A 22,942-nucleotide genomic window follows, 5' to 3' on the forward strand; every position below is an offset into this window, starting at 1 on the left:
GGGGACAACCCCACCCTCGCGGGTGACAACGGGTGACGGAAGCGGGCCGCGCGGCCGTTCACGACCTGCGAATTCGCCGCGCCGGACCACGAGCGTGGCAGGGCCCGTCGCACACATGGCCCCCGACCTCGTAAGGTCGTGTCCGTGTTGGAGGAGATGCGGATACGGTCGCTCGGAGTCATCGACGACGCGGTGGTCGAGCTGTCGCCGGGGTTCACCGCGGTGACCGGTGAGACCGGCGCGGGTAAGACGATGGTGGTCACGAGCCTCGGCCTGCTGCTCGGCGGGCGCGCGGACCCCGCCCTCGTGCGGATCGGCGCCAAGGCGGCGGTCGTCGAGGGCCGGATCACCGTGTCCGAGGGCACCGCCGCGGTCGTGCGCGCCCAGGAGGCGGGCGCCGAACTCGACGACGGGGCGCTGCTCATCAGCCGTACCGTCTCGGCGGAGGGGCGCTCGCGGGCGCATCTCGGCGGGCGTTCGGTGCCGGTGGGCATGCTGACCGAGCTCGCCGACGACCTCGTCGCCGTGCACGGCCAGACCGATCAGCAGGGGCTGCTCAAGCTGTCCCGGCAGCGGGGCGCCCTCGACCGGTACGCGGGCGACGCGGTGGCCGGACCGCTCGCCAAGTACCAGGCCGCGTACCGGCGGCTGCGGGCCGTCAGCACCGAGCTCGACACCATCGTCACGCGCGCGCGTGAACGTGCCCAGGAAGCCGATCTGCTGCGCTTCGGGCTCGACGAGATCGCGGCCGTCGAGCCGCGCGCCGGCGAGGACGCCGAGCTGTCGTCGGAGGCCGAGCGGCTGGGCCACGCGGAGGCGCTCGCCGCGGCGGCCAGTGCCGCGCACGCCGCGCTCGCGGGCAACCCCGAGGACCCCGAAGGCGTCGACGCGACCACGCTCGTGGGCGGCGCGAACCGTGCGCTGGACGCCGTGCGTTCGCACGACCCCGCCCTGTCCGCGCTCGCCGACCGGATCGGCGAGATCGGCATCCTCCTGTCCGACGTGGCGGGGGAGCTCGCCGGGTACGCCGACGACCTCGACGCCGACCCGCTGCGGCTCGCCGCGGTCGAGGAGCGCCGGGCCGCGCTGACCCAGCTCACGCGCAAGTACGGTGCCGACATCGACGAAGTGCTCGCCTGGGCCGAGCAGGGCTCCGCGCGCCTGCTCGAACTCGACGGCGACGACGACCGGATCGATGAGCTGACCGCCGAGCGGGACGGGCTCCGCGGTGAACTGGGCACCCTGGCCAAGGCGTTGACGGACGCGCGCGCGGAGGCCGCCTCGCGCTTCGCGGAGGCCGTCACCGAGGAGCTCGCCTCCCTCGCGATGCCCCACGCGCGCGTGTCCTTCGACATCCGTCACACCGACGACCCGGACGGCGTCGAGCTCGACGGGCGCACGGTCGCCTACGGGCCCTCCGGCGTGGACGAGGTCGAGCTGCTGCTCGCCCCGCACCCCGGCGCCCCGCCCCGGCCGATCGCCAAGGGGGCGTCGGGCGGTGAACTCTCGCGCGTGATGCTCGCGGTGGAGGTCGTCTTCGCCGGGACCGACCCCGTGCCCACGTACCTGTTCGACGAGGTCGACGCGGGCGTGGGCGGCAAGGCGGCGGTCGAGATCGGCCGGCGGCTCGCCAAGCTCGCCAGGTCGGCGCAGGTCGTGGTCGTCACGCACCTTCCGCAGGTGGCCGCGTTCGCCGACCGGCAGCTCCTCGTCGAGAAGACGAACGACGGCACGGTGACCCGGTCCGGCGTCACGGTCCTCGAAGGCGAGGACCGGATCCGCGAGCTGTCCCGGATGCTCGCGGGCCAGGAGGACTCGGAGACGGCGCGGGCCCATGCGGAGGAACTGCTCGCCACCGCGCGGGCGGACGCGTGACCGGTACGGGGAAGCGCGGGGCCGGCCGGTTCGCGGCTCTGGTGGCCGGGGCCGCCGTCGCGCGGGCCGGGTACGTCGCCCTGCGGCGCGGCCGGCCGGGCGGGCCCGCCGTGTGGGAGCGGAAGAACTTCGCGGGGCGGGCCGTGGACCTGTGTGCGGGGCCGGCCGTCGTGGCCGGGGCCGTCGCCGGTGCGGCCGCCGCGACCTCGGGGCGGCAGCGCGGGGCGGCCGTGCTCGCGGTCCTCGCCGCCGGGGCGTGCGGCGCGTACGACGACGTGGCGGGCGCGGACGACCCGCGCAGGGGCTTCCGGGCGCATCTGTCGGCGTTGCGGGACGGCGAACTGACCAGTGGCGGCGTCAAGTTGATCGGTATCTCGGGAGCGGGACTGGTCGCGGGCGCGCTGCTCGAAGAGCGAGCAGTGGACAAGGTGCTCGCCGGTGTGGTGATCGCCGGGGCGGCGCACTTCGTGAACCTGGTGGACGTACGCCCCGGGCGGGCCGCCGCGGCCGTGCTCGCGCTCGGGGCGCCCGGGCTGCTCAAGGGGGCGCTCGCCGCGGCCCCGATGGGTGCGGCGGCCGCCGTCCTGCCGGAGGACCTCGGCGGACGCACGATGATCGGCGACGCCGGGGCGCATGCGCTGGGGGCCGGGTTGGGTGTTGCCGTCGTGGTGGGGAACGGGCGTGCGGGGGTTCTTGCGCATGCGGTGGGGTTCGTTGCGGCGGCTGTGTTCGGGGACGGGGTGAGCGCGGTGGCACGGGGAGCGGCGTCGGCGGACGCACGATGATCGGCGACGCCGGGGCGCATGCTATGGGGGCCGGGTTGGGTGTTGCCGTCGTGGTGGGGAACGGGCGTGCGGGGGTTCTTGCGCATGCGCTGGGGTTCGTTGCGGCGGCTGTGTTCGGGGGCAGGGTGAGCGCGGTGGCACGGGGAGCGGCGTCAGTCTGACCGGGTCGAATTCACGCGTGTGAGTGATCCCGTACGACGTGTTGCCCACTCCGACACGGTCGGGACTCCGGGCCGGTGCCGGAACGTCCGGACGGGCTGGCATCCTTGGCCCAGACCGTCACGGCGCGACATCCCGCGCGTCCCGCACCGACCGACCCAGGAGTCCCGCCCGCGTGAGCCACGTGAGCAGCCAGCCAGCGCACGGCCAGTCGCCGCTGCGCACCGTGCAAGTGCTGGGCGGCGGCAGCGCCGGCAGCAGCGCGCACGTCAGGTCGCTGGCCGCCGGACTCGTCGCCCGGGGGGTCCGCGTCACCGTGTGCGCCCCCACCGAGGTCGCGCACGTCTACGGCTTCGCGGACGTCGGCGCCCAGCACGTCACGGTGCCCCGCAGCAGCGACCCCGGGTCCGTCGCGGCGCTGCGGCTCGCCTGCGCCGACGCCGACCTCGTACACGCGCACGGGCTGCACGCCGCGCTGCGGGCCTCCCTCGCGCTGAGCGGCAGGACCACGCCCCTCGTCGTCACCTGGCACACCCGCTCCCACGCGGAGGGCGCCCGCGCCCACCTGCTGCGTCTGCTCGAACGGCGCGTGGCCAGGGCCGCCTCCGTGGTCCTCGGCACCTCGTCGGACCTCGTCGAGCGGGCCCGCGTCCGCGGCGCGCGCGACGCCCGGCTCGCCGCCGTCGCCTTCCCCGCGCCGCGCCGCCCCGACACACCGGAGCCCACGCCCACCCCCGGTTTCGAGGGGGACGAAGGGCATGAGGGACCCGAGGACCCGGAGCGCCTGCGGCACAAGGCGCTGGCCGAACTCGGCGCGGTGGACCGGCCGTTGCTGATGGCCGTCGGCAGCCTCGTGAAACACCGCGGGTACGACACACTGCTCGACGCCGCGAGGACCTGGCGCCACCTCACCCCCGTACCGCTGGTCGTCATCGCGGGCGAGGGGCCGGAGCGGGGTGCGCTCCAGCGCCGGATCGAGAGCGAGCAGCTGCCCGTACGGCTCGTGGGGCGGCGTGACGACGTCCCCGAGCTGCTCGCGGCCGCCGACGTGGCCCTGCTGACCAGCAGTGGGGAGTCCCGCTCGATCCTCGCGCAGGAAGCGCTCCACGCGCGCGTACCGCTCGTCGCGACGGACGTCGGCGGCATCCGCGAACTCGTGGGCGACGCGGCGGAACTCGTCCCCTGCGGCGACGCCCACGCCCTCGCGGACGCCGTCACCCACCTCCTGTCCGACCCCGTACGCCGCGACCACCTCAAGGAGCGCGGCGCCACACAGGCGGCGACCTGGCCGACGGAGGACGAGACGGTGGCCCAAGTCCTCAGCGTCTACGACGAGTTGACGAGCACGGGCCCGCTCGGCTGACCGGTGTCCGGCAGGCCTCGCGCCCGCCCTCTGTCACCCCACATGCCTCCGTGCCCGCAGGGCCAGGCTGAGGGCCAGGACCGTCTGGGGGTCGTCCAGGTCCGTGCCGAGGAGTTCGCCTATGCGAGCCAGGCGGTTGTACAGCGTCTGGCGGTTCAGGTGGAGTTCGCGGGCTGTCTCCGCCTTGCGGCCCGCGTGGGCCAGGTAGGTCTGGAGCGTGGGCAGGAGCGGGGGCTTGGCGCGGCGGTCGTGGGCCTGGAGGGGGCCGATCGCGCGTTCCACGAACGCCGCCAGGTCCGGGTGGTCCCGCAGCCGCCACAGCAGCAGGTCGATGTCGAGGCGCCGCGCGTCGTACCAGGGCCGGTCCGTCAGGCCCTGCGCCGCCGTGGCCGTCTCGGCCGCGTGCCGCAGGCCGGCCGCGGCCGCCGCCCAGCCGCCCGCGCCGCCCACCACGACGACCGGCGGCTGCGACCCGGCGCGCTGCATGCCCGCCCGCTCGACCCCGGCCCGCAGCGCGGCCGCCACCCGGTCCGCGACCGCCGTCCGCTCCGACTCGGAGCGCAGGCCGAGGAGCAGCGGCACGCGCCCCTCGACGGGCCGCACGCCGAGCAGGACGGGCACCCCGACCGCGGCCAGTTCCTCCGCGACCGCCCGTGCCAGGACCGCCCAGCCGCCGCCGGGGGAGAGGCCACCCGACCCCACCGACGCCTCCGGGAGGCGCATCACCACCGGCAGCAGCGGCCCCTGGCCGCCGGGCTTGAAGCCGAGGACGCGGGCCTGCGCCGGCGCGTCGTCGGGCGTGATGCGGCCCTCCGCGAGGTCCGTGAGGAAGTCGCCGCGGCCGCGCGCCGCGAGCTCCTCCTCCTGGCGGGCCTGCATGAGCACGACGGCGATGCTGCTCGCCGCGCGTTCCGCCGCGATCCGGTGCACCGGGGCCGGCGGGGCCGCGACCGGCAGCAGGACGAGCCGCGCCCGCACGGACCCCGCGCCGGGGCCGCCGCCCGGCACGTCGACGATCACGGCGCCCGCCGGCGGCTCGTCCCGGTCGGCGGGCCGCCCGCGCATCCCCTCCCACACCTGGAGCGGGTCGGCGACCTCGGGCTCGCCCCCGGCGGCGTACAGGAGCTGGCCGTCGGCCGTCTCCAGGAACACCGGGTTGCCGCTGAACTCGGCGAGGATGCGCAGCACTTGGGGCACTCCGCCGCCGCCGAGCAGGGCTTCGGTGCAGCGCCGGTGCACCTCCTCGGCGCGCTGGAGGAGCGCGTAGTGCCCGTTGACGATCTCGGTGTGGACCTCCTCCGTGACCGTCACGAACGGCACCTCGCGGTGCAGCTGCACCAGGGGGAGGCCGGCCGCGCGCGCCGTCTCCACCAGTGCGGCCGGCAGCCGGGCGAAGCGCTGGCCCAGCTCGATGACCAGGGCGGAGATGCCGCGCTCGGCGAGCTTGCGGACGAAGGCCCGTTGTTCGGCGGGGCGGGTGCCGATGCCGAAGCCCGTGGTCAGGAGCAGTTCGCCGCCCTTGAGGAGCGAGGCGATGTTGGGCACCTCGCCCGCGTGCACCCAGCGCACGGTGCGCTGCAGTCTGTCCCCGCCCGCCACCACTTCCGGGAGTCCGCTGCGCAGTCCCGGCAGTTCGAGGGCCCGCTGCACGGTGATGCCGCCCTGGGTGCCGGGCGCGCTGCTGTGGGGGGCCTGAATGTCCATGGTGCGGACGCTACCGGCGCGCAGGTTCCGGGAACATCTCCGGCCGGTTACGGAGGGGGCCGCTCCGCCCCCGGGGGCGACAACTCGTCGTCCCGGCGCGCCGATTGCACGACCTCGTGTCGGTTGTGGCGTACATCACTGCGCACCAAACTGACGCATCCGAAAGCGAACCCCTTGTTGATCTACGAATTTCGCAGCAAAAGCCCCCAGAGAGGGTCGGAAATGCCAGAGACAACAGATCAGGGCGCACGCGAGGTCCACCGCCTCAAGGCGAACTCCGTCGGCCTGACCGGTGTCGTCTTCATGGCGGTCGCCACGGCCGCCCCCATCACCGCGATGACCGGGAACCTGCCCATCGCCGTCGGCTTCGGCAACGGCACCGGCGCGCCGGCGGGCTACCTCTTCGCCACCCTCGTCCTGACGGTGTTCTCCGTCGGCTACGTCGCCATGGCCAAGCGGATCACCGCCGCCGGCGCCTTCTACGGCTACATCTCGCACGGCCTCGGTCGCATCGCCGGCATGGCGTCCGGGATGCTCGCCGTCCTCGCGTACGTCGTCTTCGAGGCGTCGATCGTCGGCGTGTTCTCGTACTTCGCGCGGACGACCGTCCACGACCAGCTCGGCGTCGATCTGCCCTGGGTGCTGTACGCGGCGGTGATGCTCGCCGTCACGGCCGTCCTGTCGTACTTCGACATCAACCTCACCGCGAAGGCGCTCGGCGTGATGCTGGTCGCCGAGATCGCCGTCCTGTTCGCGGTGGCCACGGCCGTCCTGGTGCACGGCGGCGGCCCCGACGGCATCCCGCTGGAACCGGTCAACCCCAAGAACGCCTTCACCGGCGCCTCCGCCGGACTCGGCCTGTTCTTCGCCTTCTGGTCCTGGGTCGGCTTCGAGTCGACCGCCATGTACGGCGAGGAGTCCCGCGATCCCAAGCGCGTCATCCCGCGCGCCACCCTCATCTCGGTCGTCGGCGTCGGGCTCTTCTACATCTACGTCTCCTGGATGACGATCGCGGGCAACGGCCTCAAGGGCTCGGTCAAGGTCTCCGCCTCCGTCAGCCCCCTCGACCTGTTCTTCGACCCGGCCCACACCTTCATCGGCGCCTGGGCGGTCAGCGCCTTCCAATGGCTCCTGATCACCGGCTCGTTCGCCTGCGGCATGGCCTTCCACCAGTGCGCCTCGCGCTACCTGTACTCCGTCGGCCGCGAGGGCTTCCTGCACCCGGCGCTCGGCCGCACGCACAAGGACCACGGCTCCCCGTACATCGCCTCGTTCGTCCAGTCCGTCATCGCCGTCGTCCTCGTCGGCGCGTTCTGGGCGACCGGCCAGGACCCGTACATCCACCTGTACACGCTGCTCGCGATCCTCGGCACGATGGCGATCCTCATCGTGCAGACTCTCTGCTCCTTCGCCGTCATCGGCTACTTCCGCAAGAACCACCCCGAGGACCGGCACTGGTTCAGGACCTTCCTCGCGCCGCTCCTCGGCGGCGTCGGCATGATCGCCGTCGTGGTCCTGCTCGTGATCAACATGGACACGGCGGCGGGCACGGCCGCCGACTCCCTGTTCTTCAAGGCGATCCCCTGGACGGTCGGCCTGGTCTTCTTCGGAGGACTCGGACTCGGCCTGTACCTGAAGAACCGTCACCCGCACCGCTACGAGATCATCGGCCGCATCGTGCTCGAAGACGCGGCCGAGCGCACGGACGAACAGCCACAACCCTCCGCAATCGTCTGAGGAGTTACGCCATGGCTCGTACGAACCCGATGCACGCGCTGCGACAGCTCACGGCCGTACACAGGGCGGCCGAACGTCACGGGATCCCCGCCGCCGAGGTCCGCGGCCGCGCCCCGGACCGCCGCACCGTCCTCAAGGGCGCCGCGGCGGCGGGCCTCGCCGTCACGGCCGGACTGCGCACGGCCCCCGTCGCCGCGGCGGCCGGCGCACCCCGGATCGCCGTCGTCGGCGCGGGCATCGCCGGCCTCACCGCCGCCCTCACCCTCCACGACGCCGGCCTGGCCTGCACGCTCTACGAGGCCAACCCGGACCGGGTCGGCGGCCGTATGTACACACAGCGCGACCACTGGGCGTACGGGCAGACGTCCGAGATCGGCGGCGAGCTGATCGACACGGGCCACAAGAAGATCCTCGAACTGTGCCGCCGCTTCGGGCTCGCCGTCGAGGACTTCGCCGGCGGCGGGCCGAACGGCGCCGAGGACACCCTCTGGTTCAACGGCGCCTACTACCCGCGCGCACAGGCCGACGAGGACTTCAAGGCGGTCTACCAGGCGCTGCGCCGCGACCTGTCCGACGCGGGCGAGGTCTTCTGGAACCAGACCACACCCACCGGCACCGCGCTCGACAACATGTCGCTGTACGAATGGATCGACTCCCGCGTGCCGGGCGGCCACACCTCGCCGCTCGGCCGCTGGTTCGACGTCGCGTACAACGTCGAGTACGGCGCCGACGCCCAGGACCAGTCGTCCCTCGCCCTCGTCGAGCTGATGGGCTTTCAGACCAACCCGGGCCACTTCAACATCTGGGGCCTGTCCGACGAGCGCTACCACATCATCGGCGGCAACGACCAACTCCCGCACGCCATCGCCGACTTCCTCCCCGACGGCACCCTGCGCCCCGGCTGGTCCCTGAACGCGGTGAAGGCCAACGCCGACGGCACCCAGACCCTCACCTTCACCGAGGCGGGCGCCGCCCGCACCGTCACCGCCGACCACACGATCCTGTGCGTGCCCCTGCCCGTCCTCCAGCAACTCGACCTGTCCAGGGCCGGGTTCGACACCCGTATGACCAATCTGCTGCGCGACGCCCGCATGGGCCACTGCACCAAGCTCAACATGCAGTTCACCAGCCGCCCCTGGCGCGGCACGGGCCCCTGGCCGGGCGTCTCGGCGGGCGACTGCTTCACCGACGAGGACTTCCAGCAGACCTGGGACACCACGAAGGTGCAGCCCGGCACCGGCGGCATCCTCATCCAGTACGGCGGCGGCACCCTCGCCAAGTCCCTGACCCCCACAGGCCCGTTCGACGTCGAGACGGACCCCTACGTGCGCGACCTCGCCACCCGGTACCTCGCCAGGATCGACCGCGTCTACCCCGGCACCCGAGTCGCCTGGACCGGCCGCGCCCAGCTCTCCGCCTGGCACGAGACCCCGTACTCCCTGGGCGCCTACTCGTACTGGCCGGTGGGCTACCTCCACCGGTACGCCGGCTACGAAGGCACCGCGCAGGGCAACGTCCACATCGGCGGAGAGCACTGCAGCTACGACTTCCAGGGCTATATGAACGGCGGCGCGACCGAAGGGGAACGCGCCGCCGGGGAGATCGTCAAGAAGCTGCTCTAGCTCCGGCTCGTAGGTCTTCTAGCCGCCGTACGCCCCCGAGGCCGTCAGCCGCAGTGCCGTGTCGATCAGCGGCACGTGGCTGAACGCCTGCGGGAAGTTGCCGACCTGGCGCTGCAGACGGGAGTCCCACTCCTCCGCGAGCAGCCCCAGGTCGTTCCGCAGCGACAGCAGCTTCTCGAAGAGCTTGCGGGCCTCGTCCACGCGGCCGATCATCGCGAGGTCGTCGGCCATCCAGAACGAGCACGCGAGGAACGCGCCCTCGTCCCCCTCCAGACCGTCCACGCCCGCGTCCTCGCCCGAGGTCGGGTAGCGCAGGATGAACCCGTCGGGCGTGGACAGCTCGCGCTGGATCGCCTCGATCGTGCCGATGACGCGCTTGTCGTCCGGCGGCAGGAAGCCCATCTGCGGGATCAGGAGCAGCGAGGCGTCCAGCTCCTTGGAGCCGTACGACTGCGTGAACGTGTTGCGCTCCTTGTCGTAGCCCCGCTCGCACACGTCCCGGTGGATGTCGTCGCGCAGCTCGCGCCACTGCTCCAGCGGGCCGTCCGCGTCACCCGACTCGATGAGCTTGATCGTGCGGTCGACCGCGACCCACGCCATCACCTTCGAGTGAACGAAGTGCCGGCGCGGCCCCCGCACCTCCCAGATGCCCTCGTCCGGCTCGTCCCAGTGCTTCTCCAGGTAGCGGATCAGCTTCAGCTGGAGCAGGGACGCGTAGTCGTTGCGGGTCAGGCCCGTCATGTGCGCCAGGTGCAGCGCCTCGGTGACCTCGCCGTAGACGTCGAGCTGGAGCTGGTGCGCCGCGCCGTTGCCGACGCGGACCGGCGCCGAGTTCTCGTAGCCGGGCAGCCAGTCGAGCTCGGCCTCGCCCAGCTCGCGCTCGCCCGCGATGCCGTACATGATCTGCAGGTTCTCGGGGTCGCCCGCCACCGCGCGCAGCAGCCACTCGCGCCAGGCGCGGGCCTCCTCGCGGTAGCCGGTGCGCAGCAGCGACGACAGGGTGATCGCCGCGTCGCGCAGCCACGTGTAGCGGTAGTCCCAGTTGCGTACGCCGCCGATCTCCTCCGGCAGCGACGTCGTCGGCGCGGCGACGATGCCGCCCGTCGGCGCGTACGTCAGCGCCTTCAGCGTGATCAGCGAGCGGACCACGGCCTCGCGGTAGGGCCCGTGGTACGTACAGTGCTCGACCCACTCGCCCCAGAACTCCTCCGTCGCCTCGAGGGACCCCTCGGGGTCGGGGAAGGCCGGCGGCTTCTGGTGCGAGGCCTGCCACGAGATGGTGAACGCGATCCGGTCACCGGGCGCCACCGTGAAGTCCGAGTACGTGGTGAGGTCCTTGCCGTACGTCTCCGCCTCCGTGTCCAGCCACACCGAGTCGGGGCCGGCCACCGCGACCGTACGGCCGTCGACCTTGTGCACCCACGGCACGATGCGCCCGTACGAGAAACGCATCCGCAGCGCCGAGCGCATCGGGACGCGGCCGCTGATGCCCTCCACGATCCGGATCAGCTGCGGTGCGCCGTCACGGGGCGGCATGAAATCGGTCACGCGGACCGTGCCGCGCGGGGTGTCCCACTCGGATTCCAGGATCAGCGAGTCGCCGCGGTACGTCCGGCGTGCCGCCGACGGCGGCTGGGCCCCGGCGGCGTGCGCCGGTCCGAGCCGCCAGAATCCGTGCTCCTCCGTGCCCAGCAGGCCGGCGAAAATGGCGTGCGAGTCGAAGCGGGGCAGGCACAGCCAGTCGACCGTGCCGTCCCGGCAGACCAGGGCGGCGGTCTGCATGTCTCCGATAAGTGCGTAGTCCTCGATGCGCCCGGCCACGTGCATCTCCAGTCGAACGGCCACGTACGCCCCCGGAAGGGCGATCGCTCTGCGGTCTTAGCTGTCTCTGGGGTCAGGGGTTCATGCTGCTGCGTCGTCGTGAGAACGAACTGACGAGCTCTTGTTCCGGGAGTAACGGGCGGGGGTGGTGCCGTTCGCCGGCGGGGCTCGGCAGCGAGTGTCCGAGCAGGATACGACGCAAGGCGGAGTTCTGTGTTCCTCTCCTGGCAACGAAGATAAGCCGAAAGAGTGAGCGATGGGTGAGGCCCGCGTGAGGCCGTGGCGAGGCATGTGCGGAGCGTGGCCGGAAGCGGCCTCGCCCACTCGCTGTTACCCTGGTAGCCCGTGGACCGGTGCGCTTCTGCCGACAAGTCGAAGCCCCCGAACCCGCAGCGACGGCACCCCCGGAATTCTCCGGACCAGGCACGCCGGTACGCAATCCAGACCGCGACCACGGGAGCCCCCTCTTGGCCATGACGCCCGGTGCTTTTCGAAACAGCACAGCCACGACGACCAAGCACATCTTCGTCACCGGGGGTGTCGCCTCCTCCCTCGGCAAGGGACTGACGGCCTCCAGCCTGGGTGCGCTGCTCAAGGCGCGCGGTCTTCGGGTCACGATGCAGAAGCTCGACCCGTACCTGAACGTCGACCCCGGCACGATGAACCCGTTCCAGCACGGTGAGGTGTTCGTCACCAACGACGGCGCCGAGACCGACCTGGACATCGGTCACTACGAGCGCTTCCTCGACGTGGACCTCGACGGCTCGGCCAACGTCACCACCGGCCAGGTCTACTCGCAGGTCATCGCCAAGGAGCGACGCGGCGAGTACCTGGGCGACACCGTCCAGGTCATCCCGCACATCACGAACGAGATCAAGCACCGCATCCGCCGCATGGCGACCGACGACGTCGACGTCGTGATCACCGAGGTCGGCGGCACGGTCGGCGACATCGAGTCCCTGCCGTTCCTGGAGACCGTCCGCCAGGTCCGCCACGAGGTCGGTCGCGACAACGTCTTCGTCGTGCACATCTCGCTGCTGCCCTACATCGGCCCCTCCGGCGAGCTGAAGACCAAGCCGACCCAGCACTCCGTCGCCGCCCTGCGCAACATCGGTATCCAGCCGGACGCGATCGTCCTGCGCGCCGACCGCGAGGTGCCCACGGCGATCAAGCGCAAGATCTCCCTCATGTGCGACGTCGACGAGGCGGCCGTGGTCGCGGCCATCGACGCCCCGTCGATCTACGACATCCCGAAGGTCCTGCACACCGAGGGCCTGGACGCGTACGTGGTCCGCAAGCTCGACCTGCCGTTCCGTGACGTGGACTGGTCCACCTGGGACGACCTGCTCGACCGCGTCCACAACCCCGACCACGAGATCGTCATGGCCCTGGTCGGCAAGTACATCGACCTGCCCGACGCCTACCTGTCGGTGACCGAGGCGCTGCGCGCCGGCGGCTTCGCCAACAAGGCCCGCGTCAAGATCAAGTGGGTCACGTCCGACGACTGCAAGACGCCGGCCGGCGCCAAGAAGCAGCTCGCCGACGTGGACGCGATCTGTATCCCCGGTGGCTTCGGCGACCGCGGCGTGTCCGGCAAGGTCGGCGCGATCCAGTACGCCCGCGAGAACAAGACCCCGCTGCTCGGCCTCTGCCTCGGCCTGCAGTGCATCGTGATCGAGGCCGCGCGCCACCTGGCCGACATCCCCGACGCCAACTCCACCGAGTTCGACTCGGCGACCGCCCACCCGGTCATCTCCACGATGGCCGAGCAGCTCGACATCGTCGCCGGCGAGGGCGACATGGGCGGCACCATGCGCCTGGGCATGTACCCGGCGAAGCTCGCCGAGGGCTCCATCGTGCGCGAGGTGTACGACGGCAAGGAGTACGTCGAGGAGCGCCACCGTCACCGCTACGAGGTGAACAACTCCTACCGCGCCGAGCTGGAGAAGAAGGCCGGTCTGCAGTTCTCCGGCACGTCGCCCGACGGCAAGCTCGTGGAGTACGTGGAGTACCCGCGCGAGGTGCACCCTTACCTCGTCGCCACCCAGGCGCACCCCGAGCTGCGCTCCCGTCCGACCCGCCCGCACCCGCTCTTCGCGGGCCTGGTGAAGGCGGCCGTCGAGCGGAAGACGGGCGCCGCGGCGAACGGCAAGAAGGCCAAGTAAGCCGTGTAGGACAAGGGTTGTACGGTTGCCGGGGTGCGTGCCTTTTGGGGTGCGTGCCCCGGTTTCTGTTTGCCCCCGGTTTCTGTTGCCCAACGTGTTATTTACGTGCGTAGGAGGACGTGTCGACATGACGACGATCAAGGACACCGCCGAGGAGTGGGAGGTCCGCGCGACCGAGACCCCCTTCGTCGGCAACAAGACCTCTGTGCGCACCGACGACGTGGTCATGCCCGGCGGCTCGGTCGTCCGCCGCGACTACCAGGTCCACCCCGGCTCCGTCGCCGTCCTGGCCCTCGACGACCAGGGCCGCGTCCTGGTCCTCAAGCAGTACCGCCACCCGGTGCGCCACAAGCTCTGGGAGATCCCGGCCGGCCTGCTCGACATCCCCGGCGAGAACCCGCTGCACGCCGCGCAGCGCGAGCTCTATGAGGAGGCGCACGTCAAGGCCGAGGACTGGCGCGTCCTCACCGACGTCTACACGACTCCCGGCGGCTGCTCCGAGGCCGTGCGCATCTTCCTGGCCCGCGACCTGTCCGAGGCGGAGGGCGAGCGCTTCGAGGTGGAGGACGAGGAGGCCGACATGGAACTGGCCCGCGTACCCCTCCGGGATCTCGTACGTGGTGTGCTTGCCGGGGAGTTGCACAACAACTGCCTGGTCGTCGGCGTGCTCGCGTTGACCGCCGCGCAGGCCGGGGACGGCCTTGAGGCGCTGCGGCCAGCCGAAGCGCCGTGGCCTGCGCGGCCGTTCGAGGTGTAGGCGCGGGTACCTGCCGGGGCTCCGCCCCGGACCCCGCTCCTCAAACTCCCCCAGACTCCGTCCGGGGGGACCCCCAGGGGCTGAAATGGCCGGAGGGGCTGAAAAGGCTCAGCCTCTCCGGTCCTACCATCCGTTGATCCGATCAGGGGACATCCCCGCGCCGCCCGCCCCGGAACCCCGTTCGCCCTGAACTAGGCTCTGACAGCGTCCCGCCCGAACCCCCGGCGGGGTTCGGCGCAGGTGGACGGAGCGTGGCCCGTGACGGATCAGGCGGTCGAACCGAAGGACGGACTGAAAGACAGTCAGTTCCTGGGCCGCAGCCGTGAGTTGAAGGAACTGCGCGCCGACATCGAGCGCGCGGGACTCGATACGATCGCCGGCCGCAAGGCCCCCCGCGCACGCGTGCTGCTCATCGCGGGACGCCCCGGATCCGGACGCACCGCACTCGCCGAGGAACTCCTCGGCAAGGTCGCCGCCGACTACCCGGACGGCATCCTGCGCACCCGCCTCACCGCCCCGGACGGCACCCGCGTCCCCACCGGGCGCACCGCGCGCGAACTCCTGGACGCGCTCAGCCTGCCGGCGCCCCCCGGCGAGAGCGAGGACGACCTCGCCGAGCGGCTGCGCGAAGGGCTCTCCGTACGCAGAGCCGTGCTGTTCCTCGACGACGCGGCGGACGCCGAGCAGGTCGACCCGCTGCTCCCCGAAACCCCCGACTGCCTGGTCGTCGCCGTGTCCGAGGGGCCCCTCACCGGCATCCCGGACGTGCGGCCCTGCACCCTGGGCGGCCTCGACACGAAATCCGCCCTCGAGCTGCTCGGCCGGTACACCGGGTCGGTGCGCATCACCGTCGACCCGCGCTCCGCCGAGTCCCTGGTCGAGGTGTGCGGGTCCCAGCCCGCCGCCCTGACGCTGGCCGGCGGCTGGCTCGCCGTACGGCCCAAGGAAGCCGTCGCCGACCTGGCCAAACAGCTGCAGGCGCAGGCCGACGACGGGCCCGCCCTCGCCCGGGTCTTCCAGCTCGCCCACGCGTCCCTGCCGGTGCCCGCCGCGCGGATACTGCGCTACCTGTCCCTCGCCCCCGAGGGCCATGTCGACCCGCACACCGCGTCCGCCCTGGCCGGCTGCTCCGTCTCCGCCGCGCAGACCACCCTCGACGACTTCACCCTCCTCGGCCTCGTCCGGCGGGTCGGCTCGGAGCTGCCGCAGTACGAGGTGCCCGGCTGCCTGATGCCGCTCCTGCGCGGCCTCACCGAGACCCACGACCGGCCCGGCGAGGTGCAGCTCGCCCGCGCCAGGATGCTGGAGCGGACCGTGCGCCTGCTCCAGTCCTGCCACGCGGTCACCGAGCCCGACGGCTCGCCCGCCCGCAAGAAGCTCGCGGGACTGCCGCGCGCCCTGCGCTTCCCGGGCCCCGCCGCGGGCGCCGAGTGGCTGCGGGTCCGGCGGCCCGCCCTCCTCGCGTCCGCCCGCCTCGCCGTGGCCGACGGTGACCTGGACACCCTGGCCAGGCGCCTGATGGCGGCCCTCACCCGGGCCCTGGTCGCGCACGTCGGCACCGAGGCCGCCGCCCCCGACCTCTACGGCATCCACCGCCTGGTCCTCGACGTCGCCGAGCGCCGGAACCTGCCCCGCGAGAAGGCCGCGGCCCTCCTGAACCTGGCCGACCTCGACGCGAGGACCGGCCGTACCCGGGAGGCGCTGACCCGCTACCGGGCCGCTCTGGACGCCGGACGCGAGGCAAAAGACCCGTACGCGACCGGTCGCGCGATGGAATCCGTAGGCGGCGCGTACCAGGAGCTGGGGGACTGGCACCGGGCCGCCGACTGGTACGGGCGTGCCCTCGCCCAGCGGCTCACCCGGGGCGAGCGCGCCGACGCCGCGCGGCTGCACGGCCGCATCGGATCGGTGAGCACCTACGCGGGCCGCTACGGCGACGCCCTGCGCAGCTGGCGCTCCGCCGCCGCCGGGTACCGCAAGGAGGGCGATGTGGCCGCGCAGGCACGGGCGTTGAGCGAGGTGGCGCGTGTCCAGGAGTACGCCGGCCGGCCCGAGGAATCGCTGCAGACGTGCCAGGAGGCGGTCGAGTGGGCGCGCCAGGCGAAGGACGTCCGGCTGCAGGCCGCGCTGCAGCTCCGCCTGGCCGACACCCTCGACCGCCTTGGTGACCCCGCCGCGGCCAAGCTGCACCGCGGTGCGGCCGAGCGCATGCTGGGAGATGAGCTCCCGAACGAAGGGAAGTCCCAGGGAGACGAGGTCGAAGCCCTACGAAATCCGTAGTACATCCTCTGAAGATTGATGCTTTGAAAGGCTAGACAGCTAGAAATCCTTCATTAGACTGGCTCTGCCGCGTACTTCCCGTGGTGTCTCCGATGCGCCCCCAAGCGCATGGATATGTACAGCAATGCCCGTGAAATCCCTGAGCCAAGGACCGTGATCGACGATGAAGGTCGGCATCCCCCGCGAGGTCAAGAACAACGAGTTCCGGGTGGCCATCACCCCCGCAGGCGTGCACGAGCTTGTGCGCCACGGCCACCAGGTCTTCATCGAGCAGAACGCCGGCGTCGGCTCCTCGATCACGGACGACGAGTACGTCTCGGCCGGTGCGCAGATCCTCGGCACCGCCGACGAGGTCTGGGCCACCGCTGACCTGCTCCTGAAGGTCAAGGAGCCCATCGCGGAGGAGTACCACCGCCTCCGCAAGGACCAGACGCTCTTCACCTACCTGCACCTCGCCGCCTCCAGGGAGTGCACGGATGCGCTCCTCGAGTCCGGCACCACCGCCATCGCCTACGAGACGGTCGAGACCGCGGGCCGCGCGCTCCCGCTGCTCGCCCCGATGTCCGAGGTCGCGGGCCGCCTGGCCCCGCAGGTCGGCGCGTACCACCTGATGCGCTCGGTCGGCGGCCGTGGCGTGCTCCCCGGCGGCGTCCCCGGCACCCAGGCCGGCAAGGCCGTCGTCATCGGCGGCGGCGTGTCCGGCTGGAACGCCACGCAGATCGCCGTCGGCATGGGCTTCCACGTGACCCTGCTCGACAAGGACATCAACAAGCTCCGCGAGGCCGACAAGATCTTCGGCACCAAGGTGCAGACGATCGTCTCCAACGCCTACGAGCTGGAGAAGGCCGTCGTCGAGGCCGACCTCGTCATCGGCGCCGTCCTCATCCCGGGCGCCAAGGCCCCGAAGCTGGTCACCAACGAGCTCGTCGCCAAGATGAAGCCCGGAAGTGTCCTTGTCGACATCGCGATCGACCAGGGCGGCTGCTTCGAGGACTCGCACCCGACCACGCACGCCGAGCCGACCTTCCAGGTCCACAACTCGGTCTTCTACTGTGTCGCCAACATGCCGGGCGCGGTCCCGAACACCTCCACCTACGCCCTCACCAACGCCACGCTGCCCTACATCGTGTCGCTGGCGAACAACGGCTGGGCCGAGGCGCTGCGCCGCGACGCCGCGCTCGCCCTGGGTCTCAACACCCATGACGGCCAGGTCGTTTACCGCGAGGTCGCCGAGGCCCACGGCCTCGAGCACGTCGAGCTGGAGTCCCTGCTCGGCTGACCTCTGACGCCTCACCGACCACTTTCGTCAACGGAAGTCGTCAATCTCACGCCTGCGGCCGGACCTTGTGAGGGGTCCGGCCGTATGCGTATCACTTGCGCATCAATACGGACTTGGTCAACTCGCCTCGAACGTAACCCTTTAACCGATTCGCGCACCCGCGAAACGCTTCGAACCGGCGCTGCGCACCCTTGACACAAGGGTGTTCCGTTGCCGACACATCGGGCCGGGTCCGGCGGATTGTGTTGCTGCGGACCGGTGACACGCCATAGAGTCGCCAACCGTCGGCATGGTGCCACGCTGACCTATCTAGAAGTTTCCTGGTCACCAAGGAGGTAAGACGACTTGTGAATGAGTCGACATTTACTCCCGGGGGTGGTCAACCAGGAACGGTTGCGAGGGGGCAAGGTCCCGCGGGGCTCGAGGCTGTCGGCTCCGTCGCGGTCCGTACCTTTGCCGCCCGTCAGAGCAGCCCCCTGCAGACGCAGACAGCACCCCAGAGCATGGATGGCCATCACGTGAACGCCATGGCCGGCGACCGAAGTGGCGAACGCTCCCACTTCGCCGACTACGACGAACTGCCCGAGGGGCACTTCTACGACCCCGACGCCGAGTACGAGCCTGACCCGGAGTACGCGGCCACGCTCGCGCCCGACGCTGCCCGCCAGCGCCGCGAGCGCGTCGGCCCGACCGGGCGCCCGCTCCCGTACTTCCCGATCCCAGGCCCGCTGACCGACCACGGCCCCGCGAAGATCATCGCGATGTGCAACCAGAAGGGCGGCGTGGGCAAGACCACGTCGACCATCAACCTGGGTGCCGCGCTCGCGGAGTACGGACGCCGGGTCCTGCTCGTCGACTTCGACCCGCAGGGCGCGCTCTCGGTCGGTCTCGGCGTGAACCCGATGGAACTCGACCTGACGGTCTACAACCTGCTCATGGAGCGGGGGATGGCCGCCGACGAGGTCCTTCTCAAGACGGCAGTGCCCAACATGGACCTGCTGCCCAGCAATATCGACCTGTCGGCTGCCGAGGTGCAGCTGGTCAGCGAGGTCGCGCGCGAGTCCACGCTGCAGCGGGCGCTCAAGCCGCTGATGGCCGACTACGACTACATCGTGATCGACTGTCAGCCCTCGCTCGGCCTGCTCACCGTGAACGCCCTGACGGCGGCTCACAAGGTGATCGTGCCCCTCGAGTGCGAGTTCTTCGCGCTGCGCGGTGTCGCGCTGCTCACGGAGACCATCGAGAAGGTCCAGGAGCGGCTCAACCCCGACCTGGAGCTCGACGGCATCCTCGCCACGATGTACGACTCCCGGACGGTCCACAGCCGTGAGGTGCTCGCGCGCGTCGTCGAGGCGTTCGACGATCACGTCTACCACACGGTGATCGGCCGGACCGTGCGCTTCCCGGAGACCACGGTCGCCGGTGAGCCCATCACCACGTACGCCTCCAACTCGGTCGGTGCGGCCGCCTATCGCCAGCTCGCCAGGGAGGTGCTCGCCCGGTGTCACGCCGAGTGAGTCTGCCGGGGGCCGACGAACTGTTCCGTACGACCGGGGGGATGGGGCTGCAGGCCTCCTCCCCGAGGCGCCCGGCCAACGGCGAGGCGCGGGTGCCGGCGCCGGCGGGCGAGAGTGACGCCGTCGCCGCCGGGGGCAAGCCGCAGAACGAGGGCGGCGAGAGCGCCGAGCACGCGACGGCGGACGACGAGTCGGGCGAGTCCCGCAGCCGCGCCGCCGAGGGCGACAAGTCCGCGGGGCGCCGCCCGCCGCAGGCGCAGGAAGGTTCTGCCTCCGCGGGGTCGTCGCGCAAGCGCTCCCGGGCCGCCGCCAACCGGCGGCCCAGCGGGCGTGAGCGCCACGACGAGAAGATCACGGTGTACGTCTCCGCCGAGGAGCTGATGGACCTCGAGCACGCCCGCCTCGTGCTCCGCGGTGAGCACGGGCTCGCCGTGGACCGCGGCCGCATCGTGCGCGAGGCGGTCGCCGTGGTCCTCGCCGACCTCGAATCGCGGGGAGACGCGAGCATTCTCGTACGCCGACTTCGCGGGCGGTAGCGGTAGCGTCCCGCTGATGCCCGGACACGACGACGACACCTCCCCGCCCGGCCGGGTCACGCGGCGACGCGTGCTGGGCCGGGGACCGGGGGCGGCGCCGCCGCCGCTGCCTCCGGCGGAACGGGATTCCGGCGAGCCGGGGTGCGGCTCCCGGCCGGAGCCGGTGCCATCGCCAGAGGCCGGGCCGGAGCCGTCGCCGGGGGCCGTGCCCGGGCCGGAGTCGGCCGGTGTGGCCGAAGCTCCGGAAGCGGCCGACGCGCACGGGTCCGCCGAGGCCGCTGAACCTGCCGAGTCGGCCGCCGTGCCTTCTGAGCCCGCCGAGCTTGCTGAGTCCGCCGAGTTCGCTGAACCTGCCGAGTCGGCTGAGCGCGCCGAGCTTGCTGAACCTGTCGTGTCGGCTGAGCCCGCCGGGTCCGCCGAGCCCGCCGTGTCGGCTGAGGCCGACGTGCCCGCTGAGCCCGCCGGGTCCGCCGGGTCCGCCGAGCCCGCCGAGTCGGCTGAGCCCGCTGAGTCGGCTGAGCCCGCCGTGTCGGCCGACGTGCCCGAAGACGGCCGTTTCAAGGTGCGGCTTGCCAACTTCGAGGGGCCCTTCGACCTGCTCCTCCAGCTGATCTCCAAGCACAAGATGGACGTCACCGAGGTCGCGCTCTCCAAGGTCACCGACGAGTTCATGGTGCACATCCGCGCCATGGGACCCGAGTGGGACCTCGACCAGACCACCGAGTTCCTCGTGGTCGCCGCCACCCTGCTCGATCTCAAGGCCGCCCGGCTGCTGCCCACCGCCGAGGTCGAGGACGAGGCCGACCTCGCGCTCCTCGAAGCGCGTGACCTGCTGTTCGCCCGGCTGCTCCAGTACCGCGCGTACAAGAAGATCGCCGACATCTTCAGCGAGCGGCTCGACCAGGAGGCGCGGCGCTACCCGCGCACCGTCGGCCTGGAGCCGCACCACGCGGAGCTGCTGCCCGAGGTCGTCATCAGCATCGGGGCGGAGGGCTTCGCCCGGCTCGCCGTGAAGGCGATGCAGCCGAAGGCCAAGCCGCAGGTGTACGTCGACCACATCCACGCCCCGCTGGTCAGCGTGCGTGAGCAGGCCGGGCTTGTCGTGGCGCGGCTGCGGGAGCTCGGCGAGGCGAGTTTCCGGGCGCTGGTGGCGGACACCGACGACACCCTGACCGTCGTGGCCCGCTTCCTGGCGCTCCTGGAGCTGTACCGCGAGAAGGCGGTCAGCCTGGAGCAGGAGGAGGCCCTGGGTGAGCTCCTGGTGCGCTGGACGGGCGGGGAGGGCGAGGGGGAGCCGACGGTCACGGATGAGTTCGACCGGCCACCGGAGACGGACGCGACCGGAAAAGCCGAGACCCGGAAAGCCGGGAACGGGAATGCCGGGACTGCCGGGACTGGGGAAGCCGGGACCGGGGACGAGGCGCAGGCCGGGCCGACCGCCGTACAGGAGGAGCGGGGATGACGGGCATGAGCGCGCAGGAAGCCGTCGCCGGGGCGGACGGGGTCGCCGAGCTGGAGCTGAAGCCGGCTCTGGAAGCCGTACTGATGGTCGTCGACGAGCCCGCGACCGAGGAGCACCTCGCGAAGGTCCTGGACCGGCCGCGCAGGGCCGTCGCGGACGCGCTGCGGGAGCTGGCGGACGAGTACACGGTCCAGGGCCGCGGCTTCGAGCTGCGGCTCGTGGCGGGCGGCTGGCGGTTCTACACGCGGCCGCAGTACGCGGCGGCGGTCGAACGGTTCGTGCTCGACGGGCAGCAGGCCCGGCTCACCCAGGCGGCCCTGGAGACGCTCGCGGTCGTCGCGTACCGCCAGCCGGTCAGCCGTTCCCGGGTCTCCGCCGTGCGTGGAGTGAACTGCGACGGCGTGATGCGGACCCTGCTGCAGAGGGGCCTCGTCGAGGAGGCGGGCGCGGAACCCGAAACAAGTGCGATCCTGTACAGGACGACGAACTACTTTCTGGAGCGGATGGGCCTGCGAGGCCTGGACGAGCTCCCGGAACTCGCGCCCTTCCTCCCCGAGGCGGACGCGATCGAGGCCGAGACGCAGGAAGGGGTCCCGTCGTTCGACCCGGACGCACCCGATGCGCCGGGTTACGAGGACGCAGACGACTAACGGAAATTTTGATGCGAAGCAGCAGCAGCGGCAGGAACAGCAGCGGAAACAACGGCGGGAGCCGTGGTGGCAACAGCGGCGGCCGCGGCAGCAGCGGTGGCGGCGGACGAGGTGGCAGCGGTGGTCGCGGCGGCAGCGCCGGCCGCGGCGGCAGCGGTGGCAGCAGCGGTGGCGGCCGTGGCAACTACCGGGGCGCCGGCAACGACCGTGACGACAAGCAGGGCCGGCCGAGCAAGCCGCGTCCCGAGGAGCGTCGCTACGACGTGAGCCCCGGCGACAGCGGCGGCGCCAAGAGCGGTCGCGGCGGCGCGGCCCGCGGCGGCGCGAAGGGCGGCCCGAAGCAGGGCCAGTCCGGCCGGAGCCGCTGGGCACCGGCCCGCTCGCGCGAGTTCGACGCCCGCGCCGAGGAGCGCAACCGGGACCGGTACGCCGGCAAGCCGGACATCAAGACCCCCAAGACGTTCCCGGGCGCCGAGCAGGAGGGCGAGCGGCTGCAGAAGGTGCTCGCGCGCGCCGGCTACGGCTCCCGGCGTGCCTGCGAGGAGCTCGTCGAGCAGGCCAGGGTCGAGGTCAACGGCCAGATCGTGCTGGAGCAGGGCCTGCGAGTCGACCCCGAGAAGGACGAGATCAAGGTCGACGGTCTGACCGTGGCCACGCAGACGTACCAGTTCTTCGCGCTGAACAAGCCCGCCGGTGTCGTCTCCACCATGGAGGACCCCGACGGCCGCCAGTGCCTCGGGGACTACACGAACAACCGCGAGACGCGGCTCTTCCACGTCGGCCGGCTCGACACCGAGACCGAGGGCATCATCCTGCTCACCAACCACGGAGAGCTGGCCCACCGCCTCACGCACCCCAAGTACGGCGTGAAGAAGACCTACCTCGCGCACATCGTGGGCCCGATCCCGCGTGACCTGGGCAAGCAGCTCAAGGACGGCATCCAGCTGGACGACGGGTACGCGAAGGCGGACCACTTCCGGGTCGTCGAGCAGACCGGCAAGAACTACCTCGTCGAGGTCACCCTGCACGAGGGCCGCAAGCACATCGTGCGGCGCATGCTCGCGGAGGCCGGGTTCCCGGTCGACAAGCTGGTGCGGGTCTCCTTCGGGCCGATCGCGCTCGGCGACCAGAAGTCGGGCTGGCTGCGGCGCCTGTCCAACACCGAGGTCGGCATGCTGATGCAGGAGGTCGAGCTCTAGGCCCACCCCTTTCGGGCCCCGCTCTTGTGTG

At 71.8% G+C, this 22,942-nt stretch carries 16 protein-coding genes; 14 read left to right on the forward strand and 2 right to left on the reverse strand.

Annotated features, from left to right (window positions below; genetic code table 11):
* Positions 1 to 156 precede the first annotated feature (156 nt).
* The 3 genes from recN (at position 157) to EOT10_RS12550 (ending at position 4,182) form a co-directional block, all read left to right on the forward strand.
* The gene (gene recN, locus EOT10_RS12535) at positions 157 to 1,875 is read left to right on the forward strand and encodes a DNA repair protein RecN (protein ID WP_127828589.1); all 1,719 of its coding nucleotides are present in this window, start codon (positions 157 to 159) and stop codon (positions 1,873 to 1,875) included.
* Positions 1,872 to 2,660 carry a hypothetical protein gene (locus EOT10_RS12540; protein ID WP_127828245.1) on the forward strand — a complete coding sequence of 263 codons (789 nt, stop codon included), beginning with the start codon at positions 1,872 to 1,874 and terminating at the stop codon, positions 2,658 to 2,660. Before recN ends, EOT10_RS12540 begins: the two co-directional genes overlap by 4 nt.
* Positions 2,661 to 2,994: 334 nt before the next feature.
* A complete protein-coding gene (locus EOT10_RS12550; RefSeq protein WP_127828246.1) occupies positions 2,995 to 4,182 on the forward strand; it encodes a glycosyltransferase family 4 protein in 1,188 nt (395 codons plus the stop codon).
* A gap of 33 nt (positions 4,183 to 4,215) precedes the next feature.
* Here the strand turns inward: EOT10_RS12550 and EOT10_RS12555 are convergent, their stop codons facing one another.
* A complete protein-coding gene (locus EOT10_RS12555; protein ID WP_127828247.1) occupies positions 4,216 to 5,886 on the reverse strand; it encodes a PucR family transcriptional regulator in 1,671 nt (556 codons plus the stop codon).
* A 222-nt stretch (positions 5,887 to 6,108) separates the two neighbouring features.
* Between EOT10_RS12555 and EOT10_RS12560 the strand changes: the two genes are divergently transcribed.
* Together EOT10_RS12560 and EOT10_RS12565 are read left to right on the forward strand one after the other, a co-directional pair.
* Complete coding sequence (locus EOT10_RS12560; protein WP_127828248.1) at positions 6,109 to 7,623, forward strand: APC family permease; 1,515 nt, start codon at positions 6,109 to 6,111, stop codon at positions 7,621 to 7,623.
* 11 nt (positions 7,624 to 7,634) lie between these two features.
* A complete protein-coding gene (locus EOT10_RS12565) occupies positions 7,635 to 9,245 on the forward strand; it encodes a flavin monoamine oxidase family protein (RefSeq protein ID WP_127828249.1) in 1,611 nt (536 codons plus the stop codon).
* Positions 9,246 to 9,263: 18 nt separating this feature from the next.
* On the opposite strand, the gene EOT10_RS12570 is transcribed toward EOT10_RS12565, so the two are convergent.
* A complete protein-coding gene (locus tag EOT10_RS12570; protein ID WP_127828590.1) occupies positions 9,264 to 11,072 on the reverse strand; it encodes a glycoside hydrolase family 15 protein in 1,809 nt (602 codons plus the stop codon).
* A gap of 467 nt (positions 11,073 to 11,539) precedes the next feature.
* On the opposite strand from EOT10_RS12570, the gene pyrG reads away from it, so the two are divergent.
* From pyrG to EOT10_RS12615, 9 genes are all read left to right on the forward strand, one after another.
* Entirely contained in the window at positions 11,540 to 13,231 is a 1,692-nt protein-coding gene (gene pyrG, locus EOT10_RS12575; protein ID WP_127828250.1) for a CTP synthase, read from the forward strand.
* Between the two features lie 127 nt (positions 13,232 to 13,358).
* The gene (locus tag EOT10_RS12580) at positions 13,359 to 13,988 is read left to right on the forward strand and encodes an NUDIX domain-containing protein (RefSeq protein ID WP_127828251.1); all 630 of its coding nucleotides are present in this window, start codon (positions 13,359 to 13,361) and stop codon (positions 13,986 to 13,988) included.
* 258 nt (positions 13,989 to 14,246) lie between these two features.
* Complete coding sequence (locus EOT10_RS12585; protein WP_189491496.1) at positions 14,247 to 16,268, forward strand: tetratricopeptide repeat protein; 2,022 nt, start codon at positions 14,247 to 14,249, stop codon at positions 16,266 to 16,268.
* Between the two features lie 163 nt (positions 16,269 to 16,431).
* Complete coding sequence (ald, locus tag EOT10_RS12590; RefSeq protein WP_127828253.1) at positions 16,432 to 17,547, forward strand: alanine dehydrogenase; 1,116 nt, start codon at positions 16,432 to 16,434, stop codon at positions 17,545 to 17,547.
* Between the two features lie 347 nt (positions 17,548 to 17,894).
* Positions 17,895 to 19,064: a ParA family protein gene (locus EOT10_RS12595; RefSeq protein WP_127828254.1), complete on the forward strand. Its 1,170-nt coding sequence runs from the start codon at positions 17,895 to 17,897 to the stop codon at positions 19,062 to 19,064.
* Entirely contained in the window at positions 19,049 to 19,600 is a 552-nt protein-coding gene (locus tag EOT10_RS12600) for a hypothetical protein (RefSeq protein WP_127828255.1), read from the forward strand. The genes EOT10_RS12595 and EOT10_RS12600 overlap by 16 nt, the downstream gene beginning before the upstream one ends.
* Positions 19,601 to 19,991: 391 nt before the next feature.
* Positions 19,992 to 21,062, forward strand: coding sequence for a segregation and condensation protein A (locus EOT10_RS12605; protein WP_127828256.1), 1,071 nt, complete (start codon positions 19,992 to 19,994; stop codon positions 21,060 to 21,062).
* The gene (gene scpB / locus EOT10_RS12610) at positions 21,059 to 21,712 is read left to right on the forward strand and encodes an SMC-Scp complex subunit ScpB (RefSeq protein WP_189491502.1); all 654 of its coding nucleotides are present in this window, start codon (positions 21,059 to 21,061) and stop codon (positions 21,710 to 21,712) included. Before EOT10_RS12605 ends, scpB begins: the two co-directional genes overlap by 4 nt.
* 11 nt (positions 21,713 to 21,723) lie before the next feature.
* A complete protein-coding gene (locus EOT10_RS12615; protein WP_127828257.1) occupies positions 21,724 to 22,911 on the forward strand; it encodes a pseudouridine synthase in 1,188 nt (395 codons plus the stop codon).
* Positions 22,912 to 22,942 lie beyond the last annotated feature (31 nt).

This window comes from Streptomyces antnestii (genome assembly GCF_004005495.1).
GTDB classification, from domain to species: Bacteria; Actinomycetota; Actinomycetes; order Streptomycetales; family Streptomycetaceae; genus Streptomyces; species Streptomyces antnestii.

What these genes read in the sequence shown, in the direction of transcription:
- recN (WP_127828589.1), top strand. Translation starts at nt 157, where the DNA reads ATGCGGATACGGTCGCTCGGAGTCATCGACGACGCGGTGGTCGAGCTG.
- EOT10_RS12555 (WP_127828247.1), bottom strand. Translation starts at nt 5,886, where the DNA reads ATGGACATTCAGGCCCCCCACAGCAGCGCGCCCGGCACCCAGGGCGGC.
- EOT10_RS12560 (WP_127828248.1), top strand. Translation starts at nt 6,109, where the DNA reads ATGCCAGAGACAACAGATCAGGGCGCACGCGAGGTCCACCGCCTCAAG.
- EOT10_RS12565 (WP_127828249.1), top strand. Translation starts at nt 7,635, where the DNA reads ATGGCTCGTACGAACCCGATGCACGCGCTGCGACAGCTCACGGCCGTA.
- EOT10_RS12570 (WP_127828590.1), bottom strand. Translation starts at nt 11,072, where the DNA reads ATGCACGTGGCCGGGCGCATCGAGGACTACGCACTTATCGGAGACATG.
- pyrG (WP_127828250.1), top strand. Translation starts at nt 11,540, where the DNA reads ATGACGCCCGGTGCTTTTCGAAACAGCACAGCCACGACGACCAAGCAC.
- EOT10_RS12580 (WP_127828251.1), top strand. Translation starts at nt 13,359, where the DNA reads ATGACGACGATCAAGGACACCGCCGAGGAGTGGGAGGTCCGCGCGACC.
- ald (WP_127828253.1), top strand. Translation starts at nt 16,432, where the DNA reads ATGAAGGTCGGCATCCCCCGCGAGGTCAAGAACAACGAGTTCCGGGTG.
- scpB (WP_189491502.1), top strand. Translation starts at nt 21,059, where the DNA reads ATGACGGGCATGAGCGCGCAGGAAGCCGTCGCCGGGGCGGACGGGGTC.
- EOT10_RS12615 (WP_127828257.1), top strand. Translation starts at nt 21,724, where the DNA reads ATGCGAAGCAGCAGCAGCGGCAGGAACAGCAGCGGAAACAACGGCGGG.